Source organism: Vreelandella arcis, assembly GCF_900103865.1.
Classification (GTDB): Bacteria; Pseudomonadota; Gammaproteobacteria; order Pseudomonadales; family Halomonadaceae; genus Vreelandella; species Vreelandella arcis.
In genome coordinates, this window is the sequence record NZ_FNII01000001.1 from 17,414 (window position 1) to 43,428 (window position 26,015).

General features: G+C 54.1%; 26 protein-coding genes. 24 read left to right on the forward strand and 2 right to left on the reverse strand.

Translation table 11 applies throughout. From position 1 onward, the window contains the following. Positions 1-64 precede the first annotated feature (64 nt). From argC to BLR97_RS00115, 5 genes are all read left to right on the forward strand, one after another. Positions 65-1,099 carry an N-acetyl-gamma-glutamyl-phosphate reductase gene (argC, locus tag BLR97_RS00095; RefSeq protein ID WP_089701255.1) on the forward strand — a complete coding sequence of 345 codons (1,035 nt, stop codon included), beginning with the start codon at positions 65-67 and terminating at the stop codon, positions 1,097-1,099. A gap of 134 nt (positions 1,100-1,233) precedes the next feature. Continuing rightward, positions 1,234-1,587 (forward strand): iron-sulfur cluster insertion protein ErpA, encoded by a 354-nt coding sequence (gene erpA / locus BLR97_RS00100; RefSeq protein ID WP_089701257.1) that lies wholly within the window; start codon positions 1,234-1,236, stop codon positions 1,585-1,587. Positions 1,588-1,773: 186 nt separating this feature from the next. Next, positions 1,774-2,547, forward strand: a complete 774-nt coding sequence (locus BLR97_RS00105; RefSeq protein WP_089701259.1) for a transporter substrate-binding domain-containing protein — start codon at positions 1,774-1,776, stop codon at positions 2,545-2,547. A gap of 104 nt (positions 2,548-2,651) precedes the next feature. Then, positions 2,652-3,323: an amino acid ABC transporter permease gene (locus BLR97_RS00110; RefSeq protein ID WP_089701261.1), complete on the forward strand. Its 672-nt coding sequence runs from the start codon at positions 2,652-2,654 to the stop codon at positions 3,321-3,323. A gap of 11 nt (positions 3,324-3,334) precedes the next feature. Next, a complete protein-coding gene (locus tag BLR97_RS00115; protein ID WP_089701263.1) occupies positions 3,335-4,093 on the forward strand; it encodes an amino acid ABC transporter ATP-binding protein in 759 nt (252 codons plus the stop codon). Between the two features lie 2 nt (positions 4,094-4,095). On the opposite strand, the gene BLR97_RS19495 is transcribed toward BLR97_RS00115, so the two are convergent. Next, positions 4,096-4,341: a hypothetical protein gene (locus tag BLR97_RS19495; protein ID WP_139172865.1), complete on the reverse strand. Its 246-nt coding sequence runs from the start codon at positions 4,339-4,341 to the stop codon at positions 4,096-4,098. 309 nt (positions 4,342-4,650) lie between these two features. Here BLR97_RS19495 and mnmG point away from each other — a divergent pair, with 309 nt between their 5' ends. The 14 genes from mnmG (at position 4,651) to mgtE (ending at position 17,731) form a co-directional block, all read left to right on the forward strand. Continuing rightward, entirely contained in the window at positions 4,651-6,555 is a 1,905-nt protein-coding gene (mnmG, locus tag BLR97_RS00120; RefSeq protein ID WP_089701265.1) for a tRNA uridine-5-carboxymethylaminomethyl(34) synthesis enzyme MnmG, read from the forward strand. Next, entirely contained in the window at positions 6,552-7,217 is a 666-nt protein-coding gene (gene rsmG / locus BLR97_RS00125) for a 16S rRNA (guanine(527)-N(7))-methyltransferase RsmG (RefSeq protein ID WP_089701267.1), read from the forward strand. Before mnmG ends, rsmG begins: the two co-directional genes overlap by 4 nt. Next, positions 7,218-7,985 (forward strand): ParA family protein, encoded by a 768-nt coding sequence (locus BLR97_RS00130; RefSeq protein ID WP_089701269.1) that lies wholly within the window; start codon positions 7,218-7,220, stop codon positions 7,983-7,985. Positions 7,986-8,023: 38 nt separating this feature from the next. Continuing rightward, entirely contained in the window at positions 8,024-8,953 is a 930-nt protein-coding gene (locus BLR97_RS00135; protein WP_089701271.1) for a ParB/RepB/Spo0J family partition protein, read from the forward strand. A gap of 273 nt (positions 8,954-9,226) precedes the next feature. Further along, the gene (locus BLR97_RS00140; RefSeq protein WP_244511110.1) at positions 9,227-9,562 is read left to right on the forward strand and encodes an ATP synthase subunit I; all 336 of its coding nucleotides are present in this window, start codon (positions 9,227-9,229) and stop codon (positions 9,560-9,562) included. 16 nt (positions 9,563-9,578) lie between these two features. Then, positions 9,579-10,406, forward strand: a complete 828-nt coding sequence (gene atpB / locus BLR97_RS00145; RefSeq protein ID WP_089701273.1) for a F0F1 ATP synthase subunit A — start codon at positions 9,579-9,581, stop codon at positions 10,404-10,406. 64 nt (positions 10,407-10,470) lie between these two features. Then, positions 10,471-10,698: a F0F1 ATP synthase subunit C gene (gene atpE, locus BLR97_RS00150; protein ID WP_089701275.1), complete on the forward strand. Its 228-nt coding sequence runs from the start codon at positions 10,471-10,473 to the stop codon at positions 10,696-10,698. Positions 10,699-10,775: 77 nt separating this feature from the next. After that, positions 10,776-11,246: a F0F1 ATP synthase subunit B gene (locus tag BLR97_RS00155; RefSeq protein ID WP_089701277.1), complete on the forward strand. Its 471-nt coding sequence runs from the start codon at positions 10,776-10,778 to the stop codon at positions 11,244-11,246. A gap of 11 nt (positions 11,247-11,257) precedes the next feature. Further along, entirely contained in the window at positions 11,258-11,794 is a 537-nt protein-coding gene (locus tag BLR97_RS00160) for a F0F1 ATP synthase subunit delta (protein WP_089701279.1), read from the forward strand. Positions 11,795-11,810: 16 nt separating this feature from the next. Then, positions 11,811-13,355 (forward strand): F0F1 ATP synthase subunit alpha, encoded by a 1,545-nt coding sequence (gene atpA, locus BLR97_RS00165; RefSeq protein ID WP_089701282.1) that lies wholly within the window; start codon positions 11,811-11,813, stop codon positions 13,353-13,355. A 68-nt stretch (positions 13,356-13,423) separates the two neighbouring features. Beyond that, the gene (gene atpG / locus BLR97_RS00170; protein ID WP_089701284.1) at positions 13,424-14,311 is read left to right on the forward strand and encodes a F0F1 ATP synthase subunit gamma; all 888 of its coding nucleotides are present in this window, start codon (positions 13,424-13,426) and stop codon (positions 14,309-14,311) included. Between the two features lie 73 nt (positions 14,312-14,384). Next, a complete protein-coding gene (atpD, locus tag BLR97_RS00175; protein ID WP_089701286.1) occupies positions 14,385-15,764 on the forward strand; it encodes a F0F1 ATP synthase subunit beta in 1,380 nt (459 codons plus the stop codon). 24 nt (positions 15,765-15,788) lie between these two features. After that, on the forward strand, positions 15,789-16,217 hold the full coding sequence (locus tag BLR97_RS00180) for a F0F1 ATP synthase subunit epsilon (protein WP_089701288.1): 429 nt from the start codon (positions 15,789-15,791) through the stop codon (positions 16,215-16,217). Between the two features lie 131 nt (positions 16,218-16,348). After that, positions 16,349-17,731: a magnesium transporter gene (gene mgtE / locus BLR97_RS00185; RefSeq protein ID WP_089701290.1), complete on the forward strand. Its 1,383-nt coding sequence runs from the start codon at positions 16,349-16,351 to the stop codon at positions 17,729-17,731. 2 nt (positions 17,732-17,733) lie between these two features. Here mgtE and BLR97_RS00190 read toward each other — a convergent pair whose 3' ends face one another. Then, positions 17,734-18,927 (reverse strand): cation diffusion facilitator family transporter, encoded by a 1,194-nt coding sequence (locus tag BLR97_RS00190; RefSeq protein ID WP_089701292.1) that lies wholly within the window; start codon positions 18,925-18,927, stop codon positions 17,734-17,736. A gap of 188 nt (positions 18,928-19,115) precedes the next feature. On the opposite strand from BLR97_RS00190, the gene BLR97_RS00195 reads away from it, so the two are divergent. The 5 genes from BLR97_RS00195 (at position 19,116) to nhaD (ending at position 25,955) form a co-directional block, all read left to right on the forward strand. After that, positions 19,116-19,916 (forward strand): undecaprenyl-diphosphate phosphatase, encoded by an 801-nt coding sequence (locus BLR97_RS00195; protein ID WP_089701293.1) that lies wholly within the window; start codon positions 19,116-19,118, stop codon positions 19,914-19,916. Between the two features lie 15 nt (positions 19,917-19,931). Next, positions 19,932-21,050, forward strand: a complete 1,119-nt coding sequence (locus tag BLR97_RS00200) for an FAD:protein FMN transferase (protein WP_089701296.1) — start codon at positions 19,932-19,934, stop codon at positions 21,048-21,050. Further along, positions 21,051-22,418, forward strand: coding sequence for a bifunctional UDP-N-acetylglucosamine diphosphorylase/glucosamine-1-phosphate N-acetyltransferase GlmU (gene glmU / locus BLR97_RS00205; RefSeq protein WP_089701298.1), 1,368 nt, complete (start codon positions 21,051-21,053; stop codon positions 22,416-22,418). 15 nt (positions 22,419-22,433) lie between these two features. Then, positions 22,434-24,263 carry a glutamine--fructose-6-phosphate transaminase (isomerizing) gene (gene glmS, locus BLR97_RS00210; RefSeq protein WP_089701300.1) on the forward strand — a complete coding sequence of 610 codons (1,830 nt, stop codon included), beginning with the start codon at positions 22,434-22,436 and terminating at the stop codon, positions 24,261-24,263. A gap of 225 nt (positions 24,264-24,488) precedes the next feature. Then, positions 24,489-25,955, forward strand: coding sequence for a sodium:proton antiporter NhaD (gene nhaD, locus BLR97_RS00215; protein WP_089701302.1), 1,467 nt, complete (start codon positions 24,489-24,491; stop codon positions 25,953-25,955). Positions 25,956-26,015 lie beyond the last annotated feature (60 nt).

The window sequence follows — 26,015 nt, forward strand, 5'->3', positions numbered from 1 at the left end:
ATCCTATGCTTAGGCTATAGGCGAGTTCGATTTTCTGCTCAGCGACATCCGCAAGGAGTGATGTGTGATTAAGGTAGGTATTGTTGGCGGCACGGGCTACACCGGGGTTGAACTGCTCCGGCTACTCACCCAGCACCCGCATGTCAGTGTGGAAGCAATCACGTCACGCTCAGAAGCAGGCGTTAAGGTCAGCGACATGTACCCTAACCTGCGTGGTCATTACGACACTTTGGCGTTCAGCGAGCCCGATGCCCAACAGTTAGGCGCGATGGACGCGGTGTTTTTTGCCACACCCCACGGCGTGGCTCACGCGTTGGCAGGCGAGCTATTGGACAACGGCACTCGCATCATTGACCTGTCAGCGGACTTTCGCCTGCGCGATGCGGCCGAATGGGCTGCCTGGTACGGCCAGCCCCATGGTGCGCCCGCGTTGCTTGATGAAGCCGTCTACGGTTTGCCTGAAAAACACCGCGAAAAAATCAAAACCGCCCGTTTGGTGGCGGTACCCGGCTGTTACCCAACCGCCGTTCAATTGGGTTACTTGCCGCTATTAGAAGCCGGCTTGGTGGATACCGATCGGCTGATTGCCGACTGCAAATCCGGCGTGACCGGCGCCGGTCGCGGTGCCAAAGTCGGCTCCCTATTGGCCGAAGCCAGTGAGTCCATGAAAGCATATGGCGCCTCGGGCCACCGCCATTTACCCGAAATTCGTCAGGGACTGGCGGATATGCAGGGAGGTTCTGTGGGATTAACGTTCGTCCCCCACCTAACGCCGATGATTCGCGGCATTCATGCCACGCTCTACGCCACACTTAGCCAAGAACCCGGCGATCTTCAGGCGCGCTTTGAACAACGTTTCGCAAACGAGCCGTTTGTCGATGTGATGCCTGCAGGGAGCCATCCAGAAACGCGCAGTGTCAAAGGTATCAATACGTGTCGCATCGCCATTCACCGCCAGGAAAATAGCAACACCGTGGTGGTGCTATCGGTGATCGATAATTTGGTCAAAGGGGCCTCAGGCCAGGCGATTCAGAACCTCAACCTGATGTTCGGCTTTGACGAAACCACCGGGCTTAATGCCCCGGCTATCATGCCCTAATGTTAACGCCATCGGGTAATAGTTGACCCTTTTGCTGGGTATTACTCATAATCATTGCTGATACAGACTATTTGTTTAGGGGCGTGCGTTTTACACTAAGCATTAACCGCCCCACTCGCTCACGGGAGGTAGCCATGAGCAGCGCAGAATCCTTTGTTCCTACACCGTTGTTATTGTCCGATAGCGCCCAAAAGCGCATCAACGCTTTGATGGCAGAAGAAAACAACTCAACGCTTAAGTTACGCGTCTATGTCACCGGCGGTGGCTGTTCAGGCTTCCAGTACGGCTTTGATTTTGCCGATAGCGTGGCGGATGACGACACCATTATCGAATTTGGCGACGCCGCGCTGGTTGTCGACCCGCTTTCTTACCAATACTTGGTGGGTTCAACCGTCGACTATGAAGAGGGCTTGGCGGGTGCACGCTTTCGGGTACAGAACCCCAATGCCACCACGACCTGCGGATGTGGCGCTTCGTTTATGGTGTAACCACCGCCCGCCCACCTCACCGTGCGATAACATCAACCCAACGTTTATCGCAAGCCAATACCCGTGACTTGACGCCCTGAGCGTTTCTCGCCAAGGTTATAGTGTCAATAACAGACTCAGAAACCTGCTGCGGAGCAGTATCAGCTGTCTTCCCAGCACTGGGCCATACAAATCACGGGGAAAAACATGAAATCACTATTACGCACTTTCCTTCCCATGTCAGCGCTTGCGCTGGCATTAGGCAGCACTGCCCACGCACAAGAAACACCGAGCGTTAATGTCGCCACTGATCCAAGTTTCGTGCCGTTTGAGATGATGGATCAAGAAACTGGCGAAATGATCGGCTTCGATATGGATATCATCAACGAAGTCGCCGACCGTGCTGGTTTTGAGGTCAACCTCACCACTATGGAGTTTTCGGGGATTATTCCCGCTGTGCAAACGGGTAGCCAAGAAATCGCCATTGCCGGCACCACGATTACCGAAGAACGCGCAGAAGTGGTCGATTTTTCCGACCCCTACTACGATTCAGGTCTTCGCATTATCGTGCGAGACGATAATGACAGCGTCGAGACACTCGAAGATCTTGAAGGCCTCAGCGTTGCGACCAAAATCGGCTCCACCAGCTACGATTTCCTTCAGCAAGAGCTAGGCGATGATGCCGATATTACCCCCTACCCGGGTACTGCCGACATGTACATGGCACTGCTAGGCCGCAATGTCGACGCCGTTCTGTATGACGCCCCTAACGTCGGTTACTTCTCGAAAACTCGTGGCGAAGGCCGTACCAAAGTCGTTGGCCCGTTATATGAAGGCCAGCAGTACGGCATTGTTTTTCATAAAGGAAGCGAATGGGTAGAACCTACTAATAAAGCGCTAGCTGCTATGAAAGAAGATGGCACCTACGATGAGATCTACACCAAATGGTTCGGTGAAGCACCAAGCGCAAGCGAAGAGTGAGCGTAAAAACTCACTGACAGCGTAACGCCGTTACAGGGCCGGGTGGCCACAACCCCCGGCCCTGCTGCGTTTCTCATCTGTATTTTTGTTTCAGGAGCCTACGCGTGGAAGTCAATTTTCAGTTTGATTGGTTGGCAGCGTTTGAGTCTATCCCTCATCTGCTGCCGGGTATTCCCTGGACGCTGCTTATCTCATTTGGCGGTTTGGCCATCGGGTTTTTTATCGGTATTTTCTTTGGCCTGTTACGCATTAGCCCATTACGTTGGCTTCGCTGGCCCGCGATTTTTTACGTCGAGGTATTCCGCGGCACGCCTATTCTGGTGCAAGTGCTGTTTATTTTTTACGGTTTGCCGCAGATTCTCGGCGGGCCGATTAATGCCCTCGTCGCCGGCATTGCCGCCATTGCGGTGAACTCAGGCGCCTACATCTCAGAAATCGTACGCGGTAGTGTGCAGTCGATTGAGCGCGGCCAAGGTGAAGCTTCCCTCTCCCTGGGCCTTTCCCGCACACAGGCATTTCGCTACGTTATCTGGCCCCAGGCCTTTCGGCGGATGATTCCACCATTGGGTAACCAGGCCATTATCAGTATTAAAGACACATCGCTATTCTCAGTGATTGGCGTCGGTGAATTGGTGCGTCAGGGGCAGATCTATATCGCGACCACCTTCACGGCCCTTGAGGTCTATTTCATGGTCGCCCTGATGTATCTAGCAATTACCTGGACCCTCTCCATCGTACTGCGCCAACTTGAGCTCAGAGGCCTGGCAGGACAATAAGGACACGCGCAATGAACAACACAACGCAGCCAATTGTGCGTATGCAGCAGCTCAATAAACATTTTGGCAGTCTGCACGTACTAAAACATATTGATATGCAGATTACCCCTGGTGAGGTCGTCGTGGTTATCGGCGCAAGCGGCTCGGGTAAATCCACCTTAATTCGCTGCATCAATGGGTTGGAGGAATTCCAAAGCGGATTCCTGGAGGTCGATAGCAATGAACTGCGGCCCTATGGGAAGAGCAGTGAGGCGCTGCAAACCATCCGAACCGAAGTCGGCATGGTGTTTCAGCAATTCAATCTGTTTCCCCATTTGAGCGTTATCGACAATATCACCCTCGCCCCCATGAAAGTACGTGGTTGGAGTCGAACTGATGCCGTAGAAGCCGCTAAGCGCCTGCTAGAGCGTGTGGGTATTGCTGACCAAGCGGATAAATACCCCAGTCATCTTTCAGGCGGCCAACAGCAGCGGGTTGCCTTAGCACGCGCACTGGCAATGGAGCCGCGGCTGATGCTGTTTGATGAACCTACCTCGGCCCTTGACCCCGAAATGATCGGGGAAGTGCTAGACGCCATGCGAGAGCTCGCTAAAGAAGGCATGACCATGGTGATCGTTACCCATGAAATGGGGTTTGCCCGGGAAGTTGCCGACCGCGTGGTATTTATCCATCAAGGAGAAATTACTGAAGAAGGGCCTCCTGAAAAACTGTTTGATACCCCACAACACGAACGTACTCAATCGTTTTTGGCACGCGTACTCAAGCACTAAATTTAGCCCACAACCCGATTAATTGATGATTTTTGATGGCCTGTGATTACCACAGGCCATTTTTTTGCCTGTGGATAAACTTTTTTTGTTGTCTTGTTAAACAGGCCTCTAGCCCCTGCGGTGAAGGGATTAACGAGCATGCCAACCATTGATAGCCAATTGTTCACCGTTGCGGTAACAACCCTGGTATGCAGCGGTGGAAAAGCCGTGCGGGCTTGTATCGGTGGATAAGTGAAGGTTTCATCCACAGGACTAACACCGCTTGTGCGCAGCTAGTCCGCCGTTTAATCATGTAAAGGTCAACATCGTAACATCATGAAATATAGTTAAATAAGTAGCTTATCAACAGATTTTGTCCACACCAGTAATTACAACATTAACAGAACTTCTCTTATTTTATTTATATGTAGTTATTAATAGCAGCTGATGAACAAATTGGCATGTGGAAAAACCTGACGGTTACCCACAGGGGGTTTATACTGGCGGGCTTATTGAATTAAGGTGCTTGCGCACCGCGCTCAACTCATCCGTGCCCAAGGCACAAGACGAGGTGTCTCTTGAATTACCCCGACCGCTTTGACGTGATTGTCATCGGCGGTGGCCATGCGGGAACTGAAGCCGCATTGGCCTCTGCTCGTATGGGCTGTCAGACCCTGTTGCTAACCCACAACATCGAAACCCTCGGCCAGATGTCGTGTAACCCGGCGATCGGCGGGATTGGCAAAAGCCATCTCGTCAAGGAAATCGATGCGTTAGGCGGCGCGATGGGGCTAGCCACCGACGTCGGTGGCATCCAGTTTCGTGTTCTGAACGCACGCAAAGGGCCCGCTGTTCGAGCCACTCGTGCTCAAGCAGATCGTGTGCGTTACAAATCCGCTATTCGCAGCATGTTGGAAAACCAGGCGAATTTGACGATCTTCCAGCAAGCGGCTGGGGATCTGATTGTGGATAACGACACCGTTCGGGGCGTGGTGACTGAGACGGGCATTCGCTTTCATGCCGAATCGGTCGTGCTCTCGACCGGGACTTTCCTAGGCGGCGTCATTCATATTGGCCTGGATCAAAGCCACGGTGGCCGTGCCGGCGATCCACCTTCAAACGCCCTGGCCCAGCGGCTGCGCGCACTGCCGTTCCGCGTTGATCGGCTAAAAACCGGCACACCGCCGCGCATTGATGCTAAAAGCGTTGATTTCTCACAGCTCGAAGAGCAACCCGGTGACACGCCAACACCGGTGATGTCTTACCTCGGCTCGCGGGACATGCACCCCGAGCAGATGAGCTGTCACATTGCGCACACCAACGAGCGTACCCACGAAATCATCATGGCAAACCTTGAGCGTTCGCCGATGTATTCGGGCGTTATCGAGGGCATCGGGCCACGCTACTGCCCGTCCATCGAAGACAAAGTGCATCGCTTCGCCGATAAAACGAGCCATCAGGTGTTTATCGAACCCGAAGGGTTGGATACCCATGAGCTATATCCCAATGGCATCTCCACCTCCCTGCCTTTTGATATACAACTGCAGGTGGTTCGCTCAATCAAAGGGTTGGAAAACGCGCATATCACGCGGCCGGGTTATGCCATTGAATACGATTTCTTTGACCCACGAGATTTGAAGCATTCTCTGGAAACAAAATTTATCCACAACCTGTTTTTTGCCGGGCAAATTAACGGCACGACGGGTTACGAAGAAGCCGGTGCACAAGGTTTGTTGGCGGGCTTGAATGCTGGACGGCGTGCTAAGCAGCTAGACGCTTGGTATCCGCGCCGCGATGAAGCTTATCTCGGGGTGCTGGTGGACGATCTAATCACCATGGGCACCAAAGAGCCTTACCGCATGTTCACCTCTCGGGCGGAATATCGCTTGCTGCTTAGAGAAGACAATGCTGATTTGCGTCTCACCGAAAAAGGCCGCGAACTGGGGCTGGTGGACGATGCGCGCTGGGCAGCGTTTAGCCAAAAACGCGACGCCATTGAGCAAGAGTCAGCCAGGCTTTCTAGCCTTTGGGTACAGCCGAAAAGCCCGGCTGCAGCGGCGGTTGCGGAACATACCGGCAAACCGTTAAACCGCGAGTATCGTGTAAGCGATCTGCTTAAACGCCCGGAATTAACCTATGCCACGTTGACCAATCTGCCTGGGCTTGACGGTTCACCAGTAACCGACGAAGCCGTGGCTGAACAAGTCCAAATTCAGGCCAAGTACCAGGGGTACATCGATCGTCAGCAGGACGAAATCGATAAACTGAAACGCCATGAAGCCATGCCGCTTCCGGATGAGCTGGATTATCATCGCGTCGAGGGGTTGTCCCACGAGATTCGCCAAAAGTTAAGCGAAGCTCGTCCGGAAACGTTAGCTCAGGCAGCTCGCATCTCAGGCGTCACACCGGCGGCCGTGTCGATTTTGCTGATCCATCTGAAAAAACGCCGTCTGGTCTCGACGTCCGAGGTAGCGAACGGATGAGTGGGATAACCACACCGTTGTCCGGGGTGCCCAGCCAAGTCGTCACTCGGCTGGAGGAAGGGCTTTGCGCTATGAACACGCCGGTAAATGCCCTTCAGCGCGATCAACTATTGGGCTTGCTGGCGCTATTGCACAAGTGGAACCGGGCTTATAACCTCACGGCAGTACGTGATATAGGCGATATGGTGTCACGCCACGTGCTCGACAGCGCCGCCGTATTGCCCTATGTGCAAGGGCCGCGGCTGCTGGATGTGGGCGCAGGCCCTGGGTTACCTGGCTTGGTTTTAGCCATTTTAATGCCCGATCTTGACGTAACGTTGCTGGACAGCAATGGCAAAAAAGTGCGTTTTCAACGCCAAGCGGTGATGGAGTTGGGGCTTTCGAATGTCACACCGGTTCAGGCGCGGGTAGAGCAATTTGCTGAAACGTCTTTCGATCAAGTGATTTCGCGAGCGTTCGCCAGCTTAGTGGACTTTGTTAATCTTACCCGGGGGCTAACTAGCGCTGACGGACAGTGGTTGGCGATGAAGGGCCCTGGTGCTAATGATGAACTGCTTGGATTACCGGATGGCATTGAGCTTTACGCGAGACACACGCTGAACGTCCCTTTCGAGACGGCCGAGAGACAGCTGTTGATTCTGACCCCACAAGGAGTTGAGTAAGTGAGCCAGATCATTGCTCTGACCAACCAAAAAGGCGGCGTGGGCAAGTCCACTTCAGCCGTTAATCTGGCGGCGAGTCTCGCTGGCCTTGACCGTCGGGTGCTGCTGGTGGATCTTGATCCACAGGGGCACGCCAGTATGGGCAGCGGCATCGACAAGCACGGCTTGGATAAAAGCGTTCTCGACGTCCTGTTGGGCGAGGCCACGGCCGCCGAGACGATTGTCCGCAAACTGCCCGTCAAGTATGACGTTTTACCCAGCAACGGTGACTTAACTGCCGCGGAAGTGGAGCTCATGCACGCCGAGCAGGGCGAAAGCGGCTTATCGACGGCGCTGGCGAGTGTCTTTTCTCAGTACGATGTGGTGCTGATTGATTGCCCGCCATCGCTCAATATGCTCACTGTGAATGCCCTCGCGGCGGCGCACGGTGTATTAATTCCACTGCAATGCGAGTTTTACGCCCTGGAAGGCCTATCGGCGTTATTGGACACGGTTGAGCAAATTAAACAAAGTATTAACCCTGATCTGGCCGTTTCTGGGATATTGCGCACCATGTACGACAAACGCACTAGCTTGACCCGTGAAGTCGATAAGCAGTTGCGGGATTATTTTGGTGATGCGCTGCTGAAAACCACGATTCCGCGTAACGTTAAAGTGGCAGAAGCCCCCAGTCATGGCCTGCCGGTCACCCAGTACGCGCGCTTTTCTCGCGGTAGCCAAGCTTACCGTGTGTTGGCTAAAGAGCTAATTCGCCGACTCGCGCTATAATCACCGACGACTGATCTATTTATCACGAGGGAATGCCCATGACGCGTAAACCCGCGCTAGGACGTGGCTTGGATGCTCTGATTGGTGCTGGTGCCCGTCGCCGCGATAGCCTTGAATTCACGGCAGATAAAGCGCCGACGGCGTCTGAAGGCAATGATCGTATAGAGTCAATTGCCCCACAGAACCAAGAACGTCTTGAACGCCTACCGTTAGGCCAATTAACCCGCGGTAAATATCAACCCAGGCGGGATATCCAGCCCGAGGCGTTGGAAGAATTAGCCGATTCGATTCGCGCACAAGGGGTTATGCAGCCCATCGTGGTGCGCCCGATTAGTCAAGATCGCTATGAGATCGTTGCTGGTGAGCGGCGTTGGCGAGCGGCCCAGCTTGCCGAGTTAGATGTCATTCCAGCGGTTATCCGTGAGGTCAGTGACGAAGTCGCATTAGCGTTAGCACTGATCGAAAACATTCAGCGCGAGAACCTCAATGCCATTGAAGAAGCGATGGCGCTGAAACGTTTAGGCGATGAGTTTGAGTTGACCCAGCAACAAATTGCAGACGCAGTGGGTAAATCGCGTACCCAGGTCGCTAATTTATTACGCCTACTCGCGCTGGATAGTGAAGTACAGACGCTACTTGAGCGCGGCGATCTGGATATGGGTCATGCCCGTGCACTGTTGACACTCAATAGCGCGCAACAACGCCAGGTGGCTCACGAGGTGGTGAATAACGACTTGACCGTGCGCGCCACCGAAGCATTAGTAAAGAAAGTACAACACCAGCCAGAAACCACCGCGGCTGCAAAACGCCAGACAAAAACGTCTGATGTCGCCAGGCTAGAAACCCAACTAGGTGAGTTACTCGGCGCACCGGTTTCCATCGATCATGGCCAAAAAGGCAAAGGTAAAGTCACTATTCGTTATGCTAGCCTGGAAGAATTAGATGGAATTTTGGGGCATATTAAATAGCAGGCTTAACACATATTAATAGCAAGCTTATTAAATAAATGTATAAAGTTGACTACTTTTTCCCCCTTTGGTCGCAAGCCACGACTGAAACGAGCGAAATACGCATAACGTCAGTTGAAGGTGGGATAGCCCTTCCCTATAATCGCGCAAGATTTGTGCAGGCTGCCCAAGGATGTTCATGCCTGTAAACGTATTTCGGTGGGCCCAAATGTCATGCAGCGATTGGAAACCTTACGACGACGGACGTATGTCATACGGCTGACAATCGCTCAAATGCTAATTACGTTAGCCGGCGTGCTGCTAGCATTCATCGTAGTCGACGGAGGTAGTGCAATTTCGGTAGCGTTAGGGGCGTTGGTAGCTATGTTGCCCCAGGCGTTTTTTGTCCAACGAATGGCGATTTTTAAGCAACGCCACGCCACTTCGCGCAATGAGCTCCGATTATTTCGCGCCGAGGCAGGTAAGTTTGGTTTGACGGTAGCACTTTTCTCACTTGTGTTTGTTCTAGTGCCCCCCTCAAACCCCGCTTTCTTTTTTAGTGCTTATGTTGCGGTTGTCCTGACGCATTGGCTAACACCTTGGCTAATGCCCAAGAAATCGCACAATTAATTGAGGTGACATCTCTATGGCCGCAGGAAACGAAGTCTCATCGACTTACTATATCCAGCACCACTTGCAGAATCTGACCTTTGGTAAACACCCGGATAATGGTTGGTCGCTGGCAAGTTCTGCTGAAGAAGCACGCGAAATGGGCTTCTGGGCGATTCACCTGGACACCATGGGCTGGTCAATCGCCATGGGGGTATTGTTTATTTGGGTATTCCGCAAAGCGGGTAAAATGGCCACAACTGGTGTGCCGAGCGGCTTACAGAATGCCGTTGAAATGGTGGTTGAATTCATCGAAAACTTGGTTAGCGCCACTTTCCATGGACGTAATCCACTGATTGCCCCCCTCGCTTTGACGCTGTTCGTGTGGATTCTACTCATGAACACGCTAAAGATTATTCCCGTCGATTATTTCCCGGAGCTATTCGCCCGTCTGGGGGTCGACTATATGAAAATTGTCCCGACGACTGACCCTAATGCCACGTTAGGCATGGCGCTGGGGGTATTTTGCTTGATTATTTATTACAGCCTCAAAGTAAAAGGCGTGGGAGGCTTCGCAAAAGAATTGTCATTAACACCGTTCAACCACTGGGCTTTGATTCCTTTCAACTTAGTGCTTGAAATCATTGGTTTACTTGTAAAACCCTTAGGACTTGGCCTGCGTCTATTCGGCAACATGTTTGCCGGCGAAGTCATCTTCATCTTGATCGCCCTGTTGCCGTTCTGGGCCATCTGGCTGCTGGATGTACCATGGGCCATCTTCCATATTCTGGTGGTAACGTTGCAGGCCTTTATCTTTACCACGCTCTCCGTTGTATATTTGAGCGCGGCGCACGAACACCACTAACCTAGCAACAACGTTTTCATTAACCCACAACCCTTAACCAAAACTTAAACTCAGGAGTAACATCATGGAAATGGTTTATTTGTCAGCCGCTATCATCATCGGTCTTGGTGCACTGGCTACCGGTATTGGTTTTGCCCTGTTGGGCGGCAAATTGCTCGAGTCGACTGCCCGCCAGCCGGAAATGGGCGACCAGCTGCAAACCAAAACCTTCATCATGGCCGGTTTGTTGGATGCGGTACCGATGATCGGTGTGGGTATCGCGATGTACCTGATCTTCGTTGTTGCCGGTTAATGACAGCTTAGCCGAGCGGCTTTCCGCTCGGTTTTGTTTCACTCCGGTCGCCACGAACTTGTCAGAGGTACATCCCTGTGAATATCAACATGACGCTAATCGGACAGACGATCGCTTTTGCGGTCTTTGTCTGGTTTTGCATAAAGTATGTGTGGCCACCGATCAGCAACGCGCTTCACGAGCGTCAGAAAAAAATTGCTGATGGCCTGGACGCAGCTAGCCGTGCTTCTCGTGACCTTGAAGTCGCCCAAGAGAAAGCCGAGCAAACCCTGCGTGAAAGCAAAGAACAGGCATCTCAAATTCTTGAGCAGGCAAACAAGCGCTCTGCTCAGATTGTTGAGGAAGCCCGCGAGGAGGCCCGCGCTGAAGGCGAGCGCCTGGTGGCAAGTGCACGTTCTGAGATTGAGCAAGAAGTAAACCGCGCCAAAGAGGATCTTCGTGCCCAAGTCTCTCACCTTGCCATTATCGGTGCTGAGCGCGTCTTGGAAGCGTCGGTCGATGAACAAGCCCATCGCAAGTTACTCGATGAGCTTGCTGCCGAACTGTAAGGAGGTGATCTATGGCGGAATTACTGACCGTCGCTCGTCCTTACGCTAAGGCGGCGTTTGAATACGCGCGTGATCATGAGGCGCTGGATAGCTGGTCACAAGCGCTTGCAATCTTAAGCTATGCGGTCACCGACAGTGACGCGCATCGTGTGCTAAGTAGTCCGAAGCTAGAAGCTGAACAGAAAGCAGCGTTGTTGGCGGGCACCCTGCCCGAGCAAAGCGACGATGCTTTACGGCGGTTTTTGGACAATTTGGCTAACGAGGGTCGGCTTAATGCATTGCCATCAATTGCTGATCAGTTTGAGCGCCTACGCGCCGAGCATGAGCAGCGAGTTGAGGTGATGGTGACATCGGCCTACAAGCTTGATAGCAAGCAGAAAACCAAGCTTAAAAACGCGCTCAAGAAACGTCTGAATCGCGAAATCTCCATTACCACTCAGGTGGACAAGTCGCTTATTGGCGGTGTCATCCTACGTGCCGAAGATACCGTCATTGACGGCTCGGTTCGTGGTCGACTTAACCGCCTAACTGACGCGCTAACCGCTTGAGTTTGAGGGACATGGCATGCAGCAACTGAATCCTTCCGAGATCAGCGACATCATCAAGCAACGAATTGAAAAGCTTGACGTCGCATCTGAAGCCCGCAATGAGGGCACCATCGTTAGCGTTTCTGACGGTATCGTGAAAGTACACGGCCTTGCAGACGCAATGTTTGGTGAAATGATCGAATTTCCCAACAGTATCTTCGGCATGGTACTTAACCTGGAGCGTGACTCCGTGGGTGCCGTGGTGCTGGGTGACTACCTGCAACTTGAAGAGGGTATGACCGCAAAGTGTACCGGTCGCATCCTGGAAGTGCCGGTTGGCCCAGAGCTAATTGGTCGCGTTGTCGATGCGCTGGGTAACCCCATCGACGGCAAGGGCGATATTAACGCCAAAATGACCGATGCCGTTGAAAAAGTGGCGCCCGGGGTTATTACCCGTCAATCCGTCGACGAGCCGATCCAGACGGGCTTGAAGTCGATTGACTCCATGGTGCCGATCGGCCGCGGTCAGCGTGAGTTGATCATCGGTGACCGCCAGATCGGTAAATCCGCCATTGCCATTGATGCCATCATCAACCAGAAAGGCAAGGGCGTGACCTGTGTTTACGTTGCCATTGGTCAGAAGCAGTCGACCATTGCCAACGTGGTGCGCAAGCTCGAAGAGCACGGCGCCATGGATCACACCATCATCGTCGCGGCTGGCGCTGCCGACCCGGCGCCGATGCAGTTCCTGGCAGCCTACTCTGGTTGCACCATGGGTGAATACTTCCGTGACCGTGGTGAAGACGCACTAATCGTGTATGACGACCTTTCCAAACAGGCCGTTGCCTATCGTCAGGTATCGCTGCTGTTACGTCGTCCGCCGGGTCGTGAAGCTTACCCCGGTGACGTCTTCTACCTCCACTCGCGCTTGCTTGAACGTGCCGCTCGGGTCAACGTCGACTACGTTGAGAAGGCAACCAACGGTGAAGTGAAAGGCAAAACCGGTTCCTTGACCGCGCTGCCGATAATCGAGACCCAGGGTGGCGACGTTTCGGCGTTCGTACCCACGAACGTAATCTCGATCACCGATGGTCAGATCTTCCTGGAAACCAACCTGTTTAACTCCGGTATCCGTCCGGCGATTAACGCTGGTTTGTCGGTATCGCGTGTGGGTGGCTCGGCGCAGACCAAAATCATCAAGAAGCTCGGTGGTAGCGTGCGTTTGGCCTTGGCTCAGTACCGTGAACTGGCGGCGTTCTCGCAGTTTGCGTCTGATCTGGATGAAGCCACGCGTAAGCAGCTTGAGCACGGTGAGCGTGTCACCGAGTTGATGAAGCAGCACCAATACTCGCCGATGTCAGTAGCCCAGATGGCGCTTTCGCTATATGCCGCCAACGAAGGTTACCTGGATGATGTTGAAGTCAACAAAGTGTTGGACTTTGAGCGTGCCCTGCACGACTACATGAAGTCCGAGCACAGCGACTTGCTTGATAAGATCAACCAGACCGGCGACTACAACGACGAGATTAAAGACGGCTTGAAGTCGAGTCTCGAGCAGTTCAAGGCGACTCAGACCTGGTAATGCCCCTAGCCCGCCTACCGGGCGGGCTTGCATGCTTTCTGAGAGCCACGAACGAAAGGTAGATCGCTATGGCAGCTGCAAAAGAGATACGCACCCAGATTGGGAGCATTAAAAATACGCAGAAGATTACCAGCGCCATGGAAATGGTGGCTGCATCGAAAATGCGTAAAGCGCAAGAGCTGATGAAAGCGAGTCAGCCTTACGCCAAGCAGATCCGCAATGTGGTTAGCCACCTTGCCGACGCTAACCCCGAATACACCCACGACTATATGGTCGAGCGGGACGAGGTAAAGCGCGTTGGTTTCATCGTGGTGTCCACCGATCGCGGTTTGTGCGGTGGTTTGAACCATAACCTGTTTAAGGCCGTGCTGAGAGATGCCAAGGCTTGGAGACAGGAAGGCGCGGAACTAGATTTTTGCGCCTTAGGCTCGAAGGCCAGTAGCTTTTTCCACAAATATGGGGGCACCTTAGTTGCTGCCAAAAGTGGATTAGGCGAGGCCCCATCGGTCGAAGGTTTGATCGGCAGTATTAAGGTCATGCTCGAAGCGTACGATGAAGGCCGTATTGACCGGCTGTACGTGGTGCATAACGAATTTGTTAACACCATGACGCAACAGCCGGTGGTACGTCAGCTTCTTCCGCTGACGACCGCTATTGGCGAAGACGCAGAGCAAGACGACGAAAACGCCCGTCCCGGAAGCTGGGACTACCTGTATGAGCCGGATGCCAAGGCGTTGTTGGATAACTTGCTGATTCGCTTCATTGAATCGCAGGTGTATCAGGCGGTCGTGGAAAACGGGGCTTGCGAACAAGCTGCCCGAATGATCGCGATGAAGAGTGCTACCGATAACGCGGGTGATCTGATTGACGATCTGGAAATGGTTTATAACAAGGCCCGTCAGGCCGCTATTACCCAGGAAATTTCCGAGATCGTCGGCGGCGCTGCTGCCGTATAACGCCTAGGGAGCCACTACTGCTAGGGGCTCCCGGCAGACAGGTTTCATTTGCAGGTTTTAGAGAGGAACCAAGATGAGCGGACGTATCGTACAAATCATCGGCGCGGTGATTGACGTAGAGTTTCCGCGGGACTCTGTGCCCAAGGTCTACGACGCGCTGAAGGTCTCCGAAGTTGAGACTGTCCTCGAAGTCCAGCAGCAGCTGGGCGACGGCGTGGTGCGCACCATCGCCATGGGCTCCACTGAGGGCTTAAAGCGTGGCATGGACGTGACCAGCACAGGTGCTGCTATTTCCGTACCCGTGGGTAAAGCCACGCTGGGTCGGATCATGAACGTACTCGGCGAGCCCATTGATGAAGCGGGCGAAATCGGCGAAGACGAACGTATGCCGATTCACCGTAAGGCCCCCGGCTATGCCGACCAGGCAGCGTCTGAAGAGCTGCTGGAAACCGGTATCAAGGTAATCGATCTGGTCTGCCCGTTTGCCAAGGGCGGTAAGGTTGGTTTGTTTGGCGGCGCCGGTGTGGGTAAAACCGTTAACATGATGGAGCTTATCCGCAACATCGCCACCGAACACAGCGGCTACTCGGTTTTCGCCGGTGTCGGTGAGCGTACGCGTGAGGGTAACGACTTCTATCATGAAATGACTGATTCCAACGTTATCGACAAGGTATCGTTGGTTTACGGTCAGATGAACGAGCCGCCGGGTAACCGTCTGCGCGTGGCGCTGACCGGTTTGACCATCGCTGAGAAATTCCGTGATGAAGGCCGCGACGTACTGTTGTTCGTCGACAACATCTACCGCTATACCCTAGCGGGTACTGAAGTGTCAGCCCTGCTGGGTCGTATGCCGTCTGCGGTAGGTTACCAGCCGACCTTGGCCGAAGAGATGGGCGTTCTGCAAGAGCGTATCACCTCGACGAAGACCGGCTCGATCACCTCCGTACAGGCCGTGTACGTACCGGCGGATGACTTGACCGATCCGTCGCCGGCCACCACCTTCTCGCACTTGGACGCCACCGTGGTACTGGCGCGCTCCATCGCCGAGCTAGGTATTTATCCGGCGATCGATCCGCTGGACTCTACTTCGCGCCAGCTAGATCCGCTGGTAGTGGGTGAGGAGCACTACAACGTGGCTCGCGGCGTGCAGGGTGTTCTTCAGCGTTACAAGGAACTGAAGGATATTATTGCGATTCTGGGTATGGATGAGCTGTCTGATGAAGACAAGCTGGCCGTTTCCCGGGCGCGTAAAATCCAGCGCTTCCTGTCGCAGCCGTTCTTCGTGGCCGAGGTGTTTACCGGTGCGCCGGGTAAATATGTGTCGTTGAAAGACACGATCACTAGCTTCCAGGGCATTCTCGCGGGTGAGTACGACGAACTGCCGGAACAGGCCTTCTACATGGTCGGCTCCATCGACGAAGCGGTCGAAAAAGCCAACCAGATGAAGGCGTAATCCCGTCCATTAGGGGGATTCGCTATGGCGAATAGCTTCACTTGCAATATCGTCAGCGCTGAAGCGTCCATCTACTCGGGAACGGTCGAGATGGTGGTTGCGTCTGGCATCACGGGCGATCTGGGGATTTTACCCGGACACGCGCCGCTGTTGACGGAACTCAAGCCTGGCCCGGTACGGGTGATTCACGATGGCGGCGAAGAAGAACACTTCTTCGTGACGGGTGGCTTCATGGAAGTTCAGCCCAACATCGTGACCGTCTTGGCCGACTCCGCGTCGCGTGCCAGTGACCTCAATGAGGCCGCGGCAGAAGAAGCGCGTCAGCAAGCGCTGAAAGCCTTTAACGACAAGTCATCGGAGCTCGACTATACCCGGGCTGCCGCGGATCTTGCCGAAGCCGTTGCCCAGCTGCGAACCATCCAGCAGCTGCGTAAAAAGGCGGGTAAAGGCTAACGATCACGCCTGGCGTGAACCACGACGCCCCTTAAGCCTGTGATTAGGGCTTAAGGGGCGTTTTTTTTGTCTGGTAGTATGGTGTGAAGGATATCGGCCGTGTAGCGCTCGTCAGCGTAAAGGGGAATGCCATGTCATTGAACGATGAAAGCCTAAAGGAATTGAAAGCCGAACTGCTCGACGAGTTGGCCAAGGAAACACCCAGTAAAACACTGCTCTCTTTGCGCTTAGCCGAAAATCGCTCAGCGGATATCGGTGAAGTGCTCGAAGAGATAATAGAAGATGATGAGTTGCTCACCGAAGCACTGGCGATTCTCGATATTCTCTCGACCGAGCGGGCAGCCAACGTGTTGGGCTACCTGCCAGGCGATAGCCAACTGGAAGTCGTGGGTGGGCTTTCAGATACACACGTACTAAAGCTGTTAGAAGAAATGGGCTCTGATGAGCGGGCCGATTTGTTTAACCTGCTTGATGAAGACCGGCGTGAGGGGCTTCTTCGGCGCATGGCCCATAAAGAGCGCGAAGATCTCAAGCGTCTTGCCAGCTATGAAGAGGGCACCGCTGGCGCCATTATGACCTCTGACTATGTGTCCATTGCCAGTGGCATGACGGTTTCAAAAGCGATGATGCGGGTACGCCAAACGGCCCCTGATGCGGAAACGGTCTATCAGCTTTACGTGTTGGATAGCGACGGCCAGCTAATTGGCACCATGTCGCTGCGCCAGTTGATGGTGTCTCGCCCGGGAGCGCTGGTCGATAACATTATGATCAAAGATGTGATCAGCACGTCGGTGGACGAAGAGCAGGAGGAAGTCGCCAAAATTGTAGCGCGCTATGACTTGATAGCGCTGCCGGTAATAGATGCCGATGGCCGGATGGTGGGGATTGTGACCCACGATGACGCCATGGACGTGGCCGAGTCAGAAGCCACCGAAGATATCCACAAGGGGATGTCGATTGGCCAGTTGGAGAATGGCGTTAGCCGTGTGCCGATATGGACGCTATATCGCAAGCGGGTATTTTGGTTGGTGCTGCTGGTGTTTGCCAACTTGTTTTCCGGTGCTGGCATTGCCTATTTCGAGGATACCATCGCAGCACAGGTCGCCTTGGTGTTCTTTTTGCCGCTGTTGATTGGTAGCGGGGGGAACGCCGGCGCCCAGGCGGCCACTTTGATGGTGCGTGGTATGGCGACGGGTGACGTTGGGGTCAAAGACTGGGGGAAAATGCTCGGGCGTGAACTTCTGGTGGCAGGTTCTCTCGGGATCACCATGGCAATTGCTGTCGCCCCCATTGGGGTAATGCGGGGTGGCGAGGCAGTGGCGATTATCGTCGCGTTAAGTATGGTGACGATTGTCCTATTCGGCAGTTTAATCGGCATGTGCCTGCCGTTTGTGCTCGAGCGCTTCAAGGTGGATCCTGCCACGGCCTCGGCACCACTCGTCACGACACTTATCGATGCCTCGGGCGTGTTGATTTACTTCAGCATTGCAACCGCCATACTCACGCCGCTCTGACACTAGCGCATGCTGTAGCTAGCCGCGCGGGTAATGAATAGCACTTCCACATTGCCCAGCCATTCAATATCGCTGGCCAGCGCCTTCAACTGGCTGGCAAGGCATTGAGGGGGCTGATGGACGGCATCGCTAATGATCAACGACACCGAGATTTTATCGTTCAGATAATGCAGCTGTAGCTCGCTGAGCGTACGCCATACCGGATGTTTGTACCAACGCGCATCAAGCGCTGCTTCGACCTCCGGGCGTAGTGGGAGACCGGGCAGACGGCTTGGATCGCCTTCACCGGCGTCGTCCTCGGGATCGATATGGAAGATAACGTCGGTCAACGCCGGGAACTGATAGCGCAACCGCCGGCTAACCTCGTTACCGATCTCGTGGGCTTCTGACACGGTGATTTTGGGGCCGACCACAACGTGTAAATCAACCATCACCCAGCCGGCGGATTGGCGGGTACGCAGATCGTGCACGCTATCCACGCCGGGTACGCCGCAAGCCACGTCGTGCATCTGCTGCTGGGCATCTTCAGGCAGCGCTGTATCGACCAACTCGCGGGCCGACTCCCAAAGCAAGTCCCATCCGACCTTGCCGACCAGTAACCCGACAATAATGGCCGCCACGCCATCCAGCCAGCCTAGCCCAAACTGGGCACCCATCAGGGCAATTAATACCACGGCAGTGGAAAGGGCATCGCTGCGGGAATGCCAGGCGTTGGCCTCAAGCAGTTTAGAGCCAACGCGTTTGGCAACTTGCATGGTGTAGCGGAAGATCCATTCTTTAGCGAATAGGGCTGCAATGGTAATTAAAATGGCCACCAAGCCCGGAGCGGAAACATGCGCACCGCTAAACAGTCGATCCAAGCTGGACCAGGCAATCCCCCCTGCCACGAAGATAAGAACGCTGCCTAGCAACAGCGTAGTGAGGGTTTCAATACGGCCGTGGCCGTAGTGGTGGTCTTTATCGGGTTCCTGGCGTCCGTAGTGAATGGCAGCCAGGACGAAACCATCGGTGACCAAGTCAGAAAACGAATGAACCCCATCGGCAATCAATGCAGCGGAACCCACCCAAAAACCCACGAGCACCTTTACGATACCCAACAGTGCATCTAGCCAAGCACCAATATAAGTGACGCGCTTAGACTCGCGGCTTTGTAACTGCGGGTTTTGAACCACTGATGAGTCGACGCTCTGAGTCATGAGGTACCTTGCAGGGACACACGCTGGAAAATATCGCTATTGTAGCGCACTCACCCGCCTGCTCTATAGCCCTAAGCGGGATTGGCACCAATAAGGAGCTCAATGCTTACAGCGGACAAGTTTGTCAGGGATGTGTATCCTTAAGCGCCAACTTATCCCCCTCAACCAAGCGTAGATTAGGATCATCAATGGATTGGCTTCAGGTAGTGGTATTAGCCCTGGTTCAGGGGATATCTGAGTTTTTGCCGGTGTCGAGTTCTGCCCATTTGATTTTGGTGCCTGTACTTACCCAGTGGGAGGATCAGGGGCTGGCCTTCGATGTCGCGCTGCATTTGGGTAGTCTTTTAGCCGTGGTTATCTACTTTCGCCATGAATTATGGCAGATGGCGATGAGCTGTTTTAGCGCATTGAAAGGACAACGCGTCGACCGCGATGCGCGTCTGGCCGGCTGGGTCATACTCGCCACCTTGCCAGTATGTGTTGTGGGTCTCTTAATGCGCGACGTGGTATCAGAATACATGCGCTCTCCACTGATTATTGGCTTGAGTTTGGTCTCGTTTGGCCTATGGCTTGGCTATGCCGATTGGCGAAAACGCGGGACGCGTAACGAGTACCAGCTGACGCTGAGTGATGCACTATGGATTGGCGGAGCTCAGGCGTTGGCCTTAATTCCTGGTACGTCCCGCTCTGGCGTTACCATGACCGCGGCGTTAATGCTGGGGATGAGTCGCGAAGGCGCGGCGCGCTTCTCATTTTTGCTATCTATTCCCGTCATTGTGTTAGCCGGCGGATTAGAGGCGATAGAACTCATTGGCCAGCCTAATCCCATCGATGGGACAGCGATGTTGGCTGGTACGCTGTTATCTGGGTTGAGTGCCTACGCGTGTATTCATGTTTTCTTGGTGCTGATTAAACGAGTGGGGATGCAGCCATTTGTGGTATATCGCGTGCTTTTGGGTATTTGGCTGCTATGGTTTTTTCATGGTTAGGGTGGGGTAATCACGATGCGACAAGAGGGTCATGTGCGACGCTATGGTGGGCTCATTGCGCTGCTGATGCTAGCGTTGGTCGGCTGTTCGGAAGCGGATCGAGAGTTGGATTCACCGGTGACATTAGAGGGCAATATTTTTGGCACCTTCTACCAAGTCACCATGGCCGATTCGCTCACCCAGGGGCAAGTCAACGATATTGAAGCAGGTATTCAACAGGAATTGGAAAGCGTTGATCAGGCGATGTCCACCTACCGAGATGACGCCGAGCTGATGGCGTTTAACCAATCACCCTTAGGTGAATGGCAGCCGTTATCGGATGGCCTTATCGACGTATTGGCGATTAGTCAGTCGATAGCTGAAGCAAGCGACGGTACCTTCGACATTACCGTGGGGGACTTGGTTAATCTATGGAGTTTTGGTCCTGAAGCGCGCCCCGAAGAGGTGCCTTCACAAGAAGCACTCAATGAGCGGCTGGAGCGGGTAGGTTATGATGCAATAGATATCAATAGCCACGCACTTGAAGCGCGGCGAACACGGGATGTGTTTGTCGACCTATCGGCGATTGCCAAAGGGCACGCCACCGATCGCGTCGCCGGGTATTTGGACCAGCAAGGTATTGAACATTATTTGGTTAACCTCGGCGGTGATTTGATCACCCAAGGCTATCGCGATATAGACGAGCAAACAGCGTGGCGCATTGGTATTGAAGTGCCAGAAGACCACGAGCAGCGCGTCCAGCATGTGCTGCCGCTTGAGTCGATCTCGGTGGCCACATCGGGGGATTACCGAAATTACTTTGAAGCGGACGGCCAGCGTTATTCGCATACCATTGATCCGCGTAATGGCCGGCCGATTACCCACGATTTGGCGTCGGTGTCGGTCTTTCATCCTTCCAACGCTTGGGCGGATGGTTGGGCCACGGCGCTAATGGTGGCCGGGGATGAAGAAGGCATGGCGATGGCCCGCGAGCATGACTTGAATGTGCTCATGCTGGTTCGTGAGGGCGACCACTGGCGCAGTGAGGCGAGCCCCGCTTTTGCCCAATATTTCGGCGATGAACTCGTCGAATCGTTAGCGATAGAGATTGCGTCTGCCGGCGCGGACGATCGTGAAACCGCGACAGGTGATTAAATGGAAGAACTCGATATTGTCATTCTCGCCGCCGGTAAAGGCACGCGAATGCGCTCCCAAACGCCCAAGGTACTGCACACGCTGGCGGGTAAGCCGATGGTGCAGCACGTGCTCGACACGGCCGCCGGGTTAAACCCGGCGCGCACGCATGTGGTCATTGGCCACGGCGCAGAGCAATTACGCCAAGCGTTGGTGGACTACCCCGTTAAGTTTGCTGTTCAAACCGAGCAAAAAGGCACGGGACACGCCGTTGCCCAGGCGCTTCCGCAACTGGGTAGCGGTAAGGTTCTGGTGCTCTATGGTGATGTTCCATTGATTCATCGCGAGTCGCTGGCGGCCTTGTTGGCTGAAGTAGACGATCAGCATATGGGGCTGTTGACGGTGACCATGCAGGACCCGACAGGTTACGGCCGCATTGTGCGTAATGCGGCAGGCGAGGCCGAAGCGATTGTCGAGCAGAAGGAGGCGAGCGAGGAGCAACGGGCGATCACTGAATGCAACACCGGTATGATGGCGATGACCAGCGATCAGTTGAAACGCTGGATGCCGTTGCTTTCCTCAGACAATGCCCAGGGCGAGTATTATCTCACCGACGTGATCGCCATGGCCGCAAGCGATGGAGTCAAGGTAAGCACTGTCCAGCCTTCAACCGCCATTGAGGTCGAAGGGGTTAACAATCGTGCCCAAATGGCACGCTTAGAGCGCGCTTATCAGCGCCAATTAGCCGAAAAACTCATGGAGCAGGGCGTGGCACTGGCCGACCCGGCTCGGCTTGATGTGCGCGGTCGGCTTAGCTGTGGCCACGATGTGTTTATCGATGTGGGCTGCGTATTTGAAGGCGAGGTCGAATTAGGTGAGGGCGTGCGTATTGGCCCCTACTGTGTGATTAAAAATAGTACCATCGGGGCTGAGAGCGTTGTCGATACGCATAGCGTTGTCGATACAACCGTAGCGGCCGGGCATAACCAGATCGGTCCCTTTGCGCGGTTACGCCCTGGCACCCGGTTAGCGGTGAGGGCAAAAGTCGGTAATTTTGTCGAGACGAAAAATGTTGATGTTGGTGAATCAAGTAAAATCAATCATTTAAGTTATGTAGGCGATGCTCGGTTAGGGCGTGGCGTGAACATAGGCGCGGGCACGATTACCTGCAACTACGATGGCATGAACAAGCACCATACGGCGATTGGCGATCATGCGTTTATTGGCTCCAATACTGCCTTGGTGGCACCGGTTAGCATTGGGGAAGGTGCCACAGTAGGGGCCGGCTCCACTATCGCGAAGGACGTCAGCGATCATGCCTTGGCCGTATCGCGAGGACGTCAATTAGAGAAAAGCGATTGGCAACGTCCGCGCGAGCATCGCGAATAATTTAGGAGAAAGCCTATGTGTGGCATTGTTGCCGCCGTTGCCCAGCGCAACGTCCAAGGTATCTTATTAGAAGGGTTGAAACGTCTCGAATACCGCGGCTACGACTCGGCAGGCATGACGGTTTTCAACGGCCGTGAGCTGACTCGCCACCGAGCCGTCGGTAAGGTCGCCGCGTTATCCAGAAAACTGGATACAGCCGCATTACCCGGTACGTCTGGCATTGCTCACACGCGTTGGGCTACCCACGGCAAACCTTCTGAAGCCAATGCACACCCCCACCATAGTGGTGAGCAGGTCGCCGTTGTACATAACGGCATTATTGAAAATTACGAGACCATTAAGGATCAACTGCAAGCCAGCGGCTACCACTTCAGTTCCGAAACTGATACCGAAGTTATTACTCACTTACTGGCTGAAAAGCTGGATAGTGGACTGAGTTTGTTTGATGCGACCCAGCAAATCGTCAACGGCTTAGGCGGTGCTTATGCGCTAGCCGTGATCAGCCCGCAAGCACCTGGGGTGGTCATTGGCGCTCGTCAGGGTAGCCCCTTAGTGGTGGGCGTGGGGATTGATGAAGCCTTTTTAGCCTCTGATCCGCTGGCGCTTCTCCCCGTCACGGATCGCTTCATTTATCTGGAAGAAGGCGACTTGGTCGAGCTGAGTGAGCAGGGCGCCATCCGCATCGTCGACTGTGACGGCAACGATGTCGAGCGTCCTATCCAGACGTTTGAGCACGGTGATGGCGCGGCGAGTAAGGGCGATTATCGTCATTACATGCTAAAAGAAATCTATGAACAGCCCGAGGTGATTCGCGCCGCGCTTGAGGGTCGGTTAAGCGACGATCATGTGCTGGTGGAAAGCTTCGGTCCCGATGCCCAGGCCATTTTCCAAACCACCAAGCAAATTCATATTATTGCCTGTGGTACGAGTTATCACGCTGGGCTGGTGGCGCGCTATTGGCTAGAGCGTTATGCCGGCATACCGGTGCAGGTGGAGGTCGCGTCTGAGTATCGTTACCGCTACCCTGTGGTGCCTGAAGGTACCCTCTTCGTGACGCTTTCCCAATCCGGCGAAACGGCCGATACCCTGGCCGCACTACGCTATGCCAAACAGCTTAATTACATCGGTACGCTGGCCATTTGCAACGTACCGGGTAGTTCGCTAGTGCGGGAATCGGATGTGACTCTGATGACCCGCGCAGGCCCCGAAATCGGTGTGGCTTCGACCAAAGCGTTTACCACGCAGCTCATTGGGCTGATGTTGTTGACCCTGTCGATTAGTCGAGTGCACGGCGGTCACCAACATCATGCGGATATTGTGTCGGCGTTAAAAGCGTTACCAGCGCTCTGCCAGCAAGTGTTGGCGTTAGACCCGGCGATTGAAGTGCTGTCGGAGGCGTTTGCTGAAAAACACCATGCGCTATTTTTGGGGCGTGGTGCTCACTTCCCGGTGGCGCTCGAAGGTGCGCTCAAGCTCAAAGAAATTTCCTATATTCACGCTGAAGCGTACCCGGCCGGTGAGCTAAAGCACGGGCCGCTGGCGCTTGTCGATGCCGATATGCCGGTGATTTCAGTAGCACCCAACGACGACCTGCTGGAAAAGCTCAAGTCGAACTTGCAGGAAGTCCGTGCCCGGGGCGGGCAACTGTTTGTGTTTGCCGACGAGCAGGTGGGTATTGAAGAACGCGACGACATTCGGGTGCTACGTTTGCCCCACATCCACGAAGCGCTTACCCCGCTGCTATATACCCTGCCGCTTCAACTGCTGAGCTATCATGTGGCGGTTTTGAAAGGCACTGATGTAGATCAGCCGCGTAACCTTGCGAAAAGCGTCACGGTCGAATAACGACGGCACGGTTGACCACTACTGTCGACTTAGTCGGTAGTGGTCTTCAATGGTGGTTCTACTGCACTTCTAATCGGGGTTGGGAAACGCTACCCGCGCTTGCAATCGCAAAAAGAAGGCAGCTTACATCCTAGCGCGTTAATGTTGCATTGCGATAAATAATTAGTCGACTTATTATTATGGCGGTTTATCTTTCCTCCGTTCCACCGCAGGGATTTTTCTGCCATGAAATCACCCGACTTCTTCATCGCTGGGCGTTATAGCCGTCGAGTGATGGGGCTGCTATTTGCATTATGTTGTATTGCTGTTCCTTCCTTGTCCTATGCCGCCGCCGGTCCACTTGATCTTACCCTCTCGCTTGCCGGTATTTCTTCTGTCGTGATCTTCGTGCTCGCCTATGCGTTGGTGATGAGTGAAGAGCTACTGCACATGCGCAAGTCTAAGCCTGTGCTGGTCGCAGCAGGGCTCATCTGGGCACTAGTCGCTTGGGTCTATGTTCAGGCGGGGATGCCGGAAGAGGCCGAAGCCGCTTTTCGTGAAACGCTGCTTGAATACGCCGAGCTATTACTGTTTTTGCTAGTGGCGATGACCTATATCAACGCCATGGAAGAGCGTCGTGTGTTTGATGCGTTGCGCTCTTGGTTAGTCCGCAAAGGATTTAGCTATCGTAGCCTGTTCTGGATCACCGGTGTCATGGCATTTGGTATTTCGGCGATCGCCAATAATATGACCACCGCTATGCTGATGTGTGCTGTGGTGCTCAAAGTGGCCGAGGGAGATAATAAGTTTATCGGCCTTTGCTGCGTGAACGTAGTGGTGGCTTCCAACGCGGGTGGTGCCTTTAGTCCGTTCGGCGATATCACCACGCTAATGGTGTGGCAGGCAGGCCAAGTGCCGTTCGAGGGCTTCTTCGCGCTACTGGTTCCCGCAATAGTTAATTTCATGGTGCCCGCGGTCATCATGAATTTCTTTATTGTTAATCGTAAGCCGGCATCGCTTAAAGAGAATGTTTGGCTTAAACGCGGTGCGCGGCGGATTATCGTGCTGTTTTTGATCACCGTGGCCATCTCGGTGCTGTGCCACTCTGTACTGTATTTACCGCCTGCCATGGGCATGATGTTTGGTTTAGGCTTACTGCAGTTCTTTGGTTACTACCTGCGCCGCAGCCTGCCGCGCTCGCTTGAGCGCAAGCGCGAGCGCTACTCGCGTCGGGGCGATTGGAAGAAGCTGGAGCAACTGGGTAGTGTCGTCCCGTTTGATATTTTCAGCCGGATCGCGCGTTCCGAGTGGGACACACTGCTGTTCTTCTACGGGGTCGTCATGTGTGTGGGTGGCCTGGGCTTTATGGGCTATCTCAGCCTGCTTTCTGAAACGCTCTACGGCGGTTGGAACCCGGTGTGGGCTAACGTGGTGTTGGGTATTATTTCGGCGGTGGTGGACAACATACCGGTAATGTTCGCGGTACTTTCCATGGCGCCGGATATGTCGGAAGGCAACTGGCTGTTGATTACCCTTACCGCCGGCGTGGGGGGCAGCTTGCTCTCGATGGGTTCGGCGGCAGGTGTCGCCCTTATGGGCCAGGCGCGGGGCATTTATACCTTTGCCGTTCACCTGCGCTGGATGCCGGCAATTTTGTTGGGCTATATCGCCAGTATCGGCGTCCATTTGCTGATCAACGCCGAATTGTTCTAACTCTGAATCGTAGCGTCGTCCCTACCTAAAACGCCCTTTACCGACTTTTCGGTTAAAGGG

Bases quoted from the DNA above. Each gene is read 5' to 3' on its own strand.
- erpA (WP_089701257.1), top strand. From the start codon at position 1,234: ATGAGCAGCGCAGAATCCTTTGTTCCTACACCGTTGTTATTGTCCGAT.
- BLR97_RS00105 (WP_089701259.1), top strand. From the start codon at position 1,774: ATGAAATCACTATTACGCACTTTCCTTCCCATGTCAGCGCTTGCGCTG.
- BLR97_RS00115 (WP_089701263.1), top strand. From the start codon at position 3,335: ATGAACAACACAACGCAGCCAATTGTGCGTATGCAGCAGCTCAATAAA.
- rsmG (WP_089701267.1), top strand. From the start codon at position 6,552: ATGAGTGGGATAACCACACCGTTGTCCGGGGTGCCCAGCCAAGTCGTC.
- BLR97_RS00135 (WP_089701271.1), top strand. From the start codon at position 8,024: ATGACGCGTAAACCCGCGCTAGGACGTGGCTTGGATGCTCTGATTGGT.
- BLR97_RS00140 (WP_244511110.1), top strand. From the start codon at position 9,227: ATGCTAATTACGTTAGCCGGCGTGCTGCTAGCATTCATCGTAGTCGAC.
- atpB (WP_089701273.1), top strand. From the start codon at position 9,579: ATGGCCGCAGGAAACGAAGTCTCATCGACTTACTATATCCAGCACCAC.
- atpE (WP_089701275.1), top strand. From the start codon at position 10,471: ATGGAAATGGTTTATTTGTCAGCCGCTATCATCATCGGTCTTGGTGCA.
- BLR97_RS00160 (WP_089701279.1), top strand. From the start codon at position 11,258: ATGGCGGAATTACTGACCGTCGCTCGTCCTTACGCTAAGGCGGCGTTT.
- atpA (WP_089701282.1), top strand. From the start codon at position 11,811: ATGCAGCAACTGAATCCTTCCGAGATCAGCGACATCATCAAGCAACGA.
- atpG (WP_089701284.1), top strand. From the start codon at position 13,424: ATGGCAGCTGCAAAAGAGATACGCACCCAGATTGGGAGCATTAAAAAT.
- atpD (WP_089701286.1), top strand. From the start codon at position 14,385: ATGAGCGGACGTATCGTACAAATCATCGGCGCGGTGATTGACGTAGAG.
- BLR97_RS00180 (WP_089701288.1), top strand. From the start codon at position 15,789: ATGGCGAATAGCTTCACTTGCAATATCGTCAGCGCTGAAGCGTCCATC.
- mgtE (WP_089701290.1), top strand. From the start codon at position 16,349: ATGTCATTGAACGATGAAAGCCTAAAGGAATTGAAAGCCGAACTGCTC.
- BLR97_RS00190 (WP_089701292.1), bottom strand. From the start codon at position 18,927: ATGACTCAGAGCGTCGACTCATCAGTGGTTCAAAACCCGCAGTTACAA.
- BLR97_RS00195 (WP_089701293.1), top strand. From the start codon at position 19,116: ATGGATTGGCTTCAGGTAGTGGTATTAGCCCTGGTTCAGGGGATATCT.
- BLR97_RS00200 (WP_089701296.1), top strand. From the start codon at position 19,932: ATGCGACAAGAGGGTCATGTGCGACGCTATGGTGGGCTCATTGCGCTG.
- glmU (WP_089701298.1), top strand. From the start codon at position 21,051: ATGGAAGAACTCGATATTGTCATTCTCGCCGCCGGTAAAGGCACGCGA.
- glmS (WP_089701300.1), top strand. From the start codon at position 22,434: ATGTGTGGCATTGTTGCCGCCGTTGCCCAGCGCAACGTCCAAGGTATC.
- nhaD (WP_089701302.1), top strand. From the start codon at position 24,489: ATGAAATCACCCGACTTCTTCATCGCTGGGCGTTATAGCCGTCGAGTG.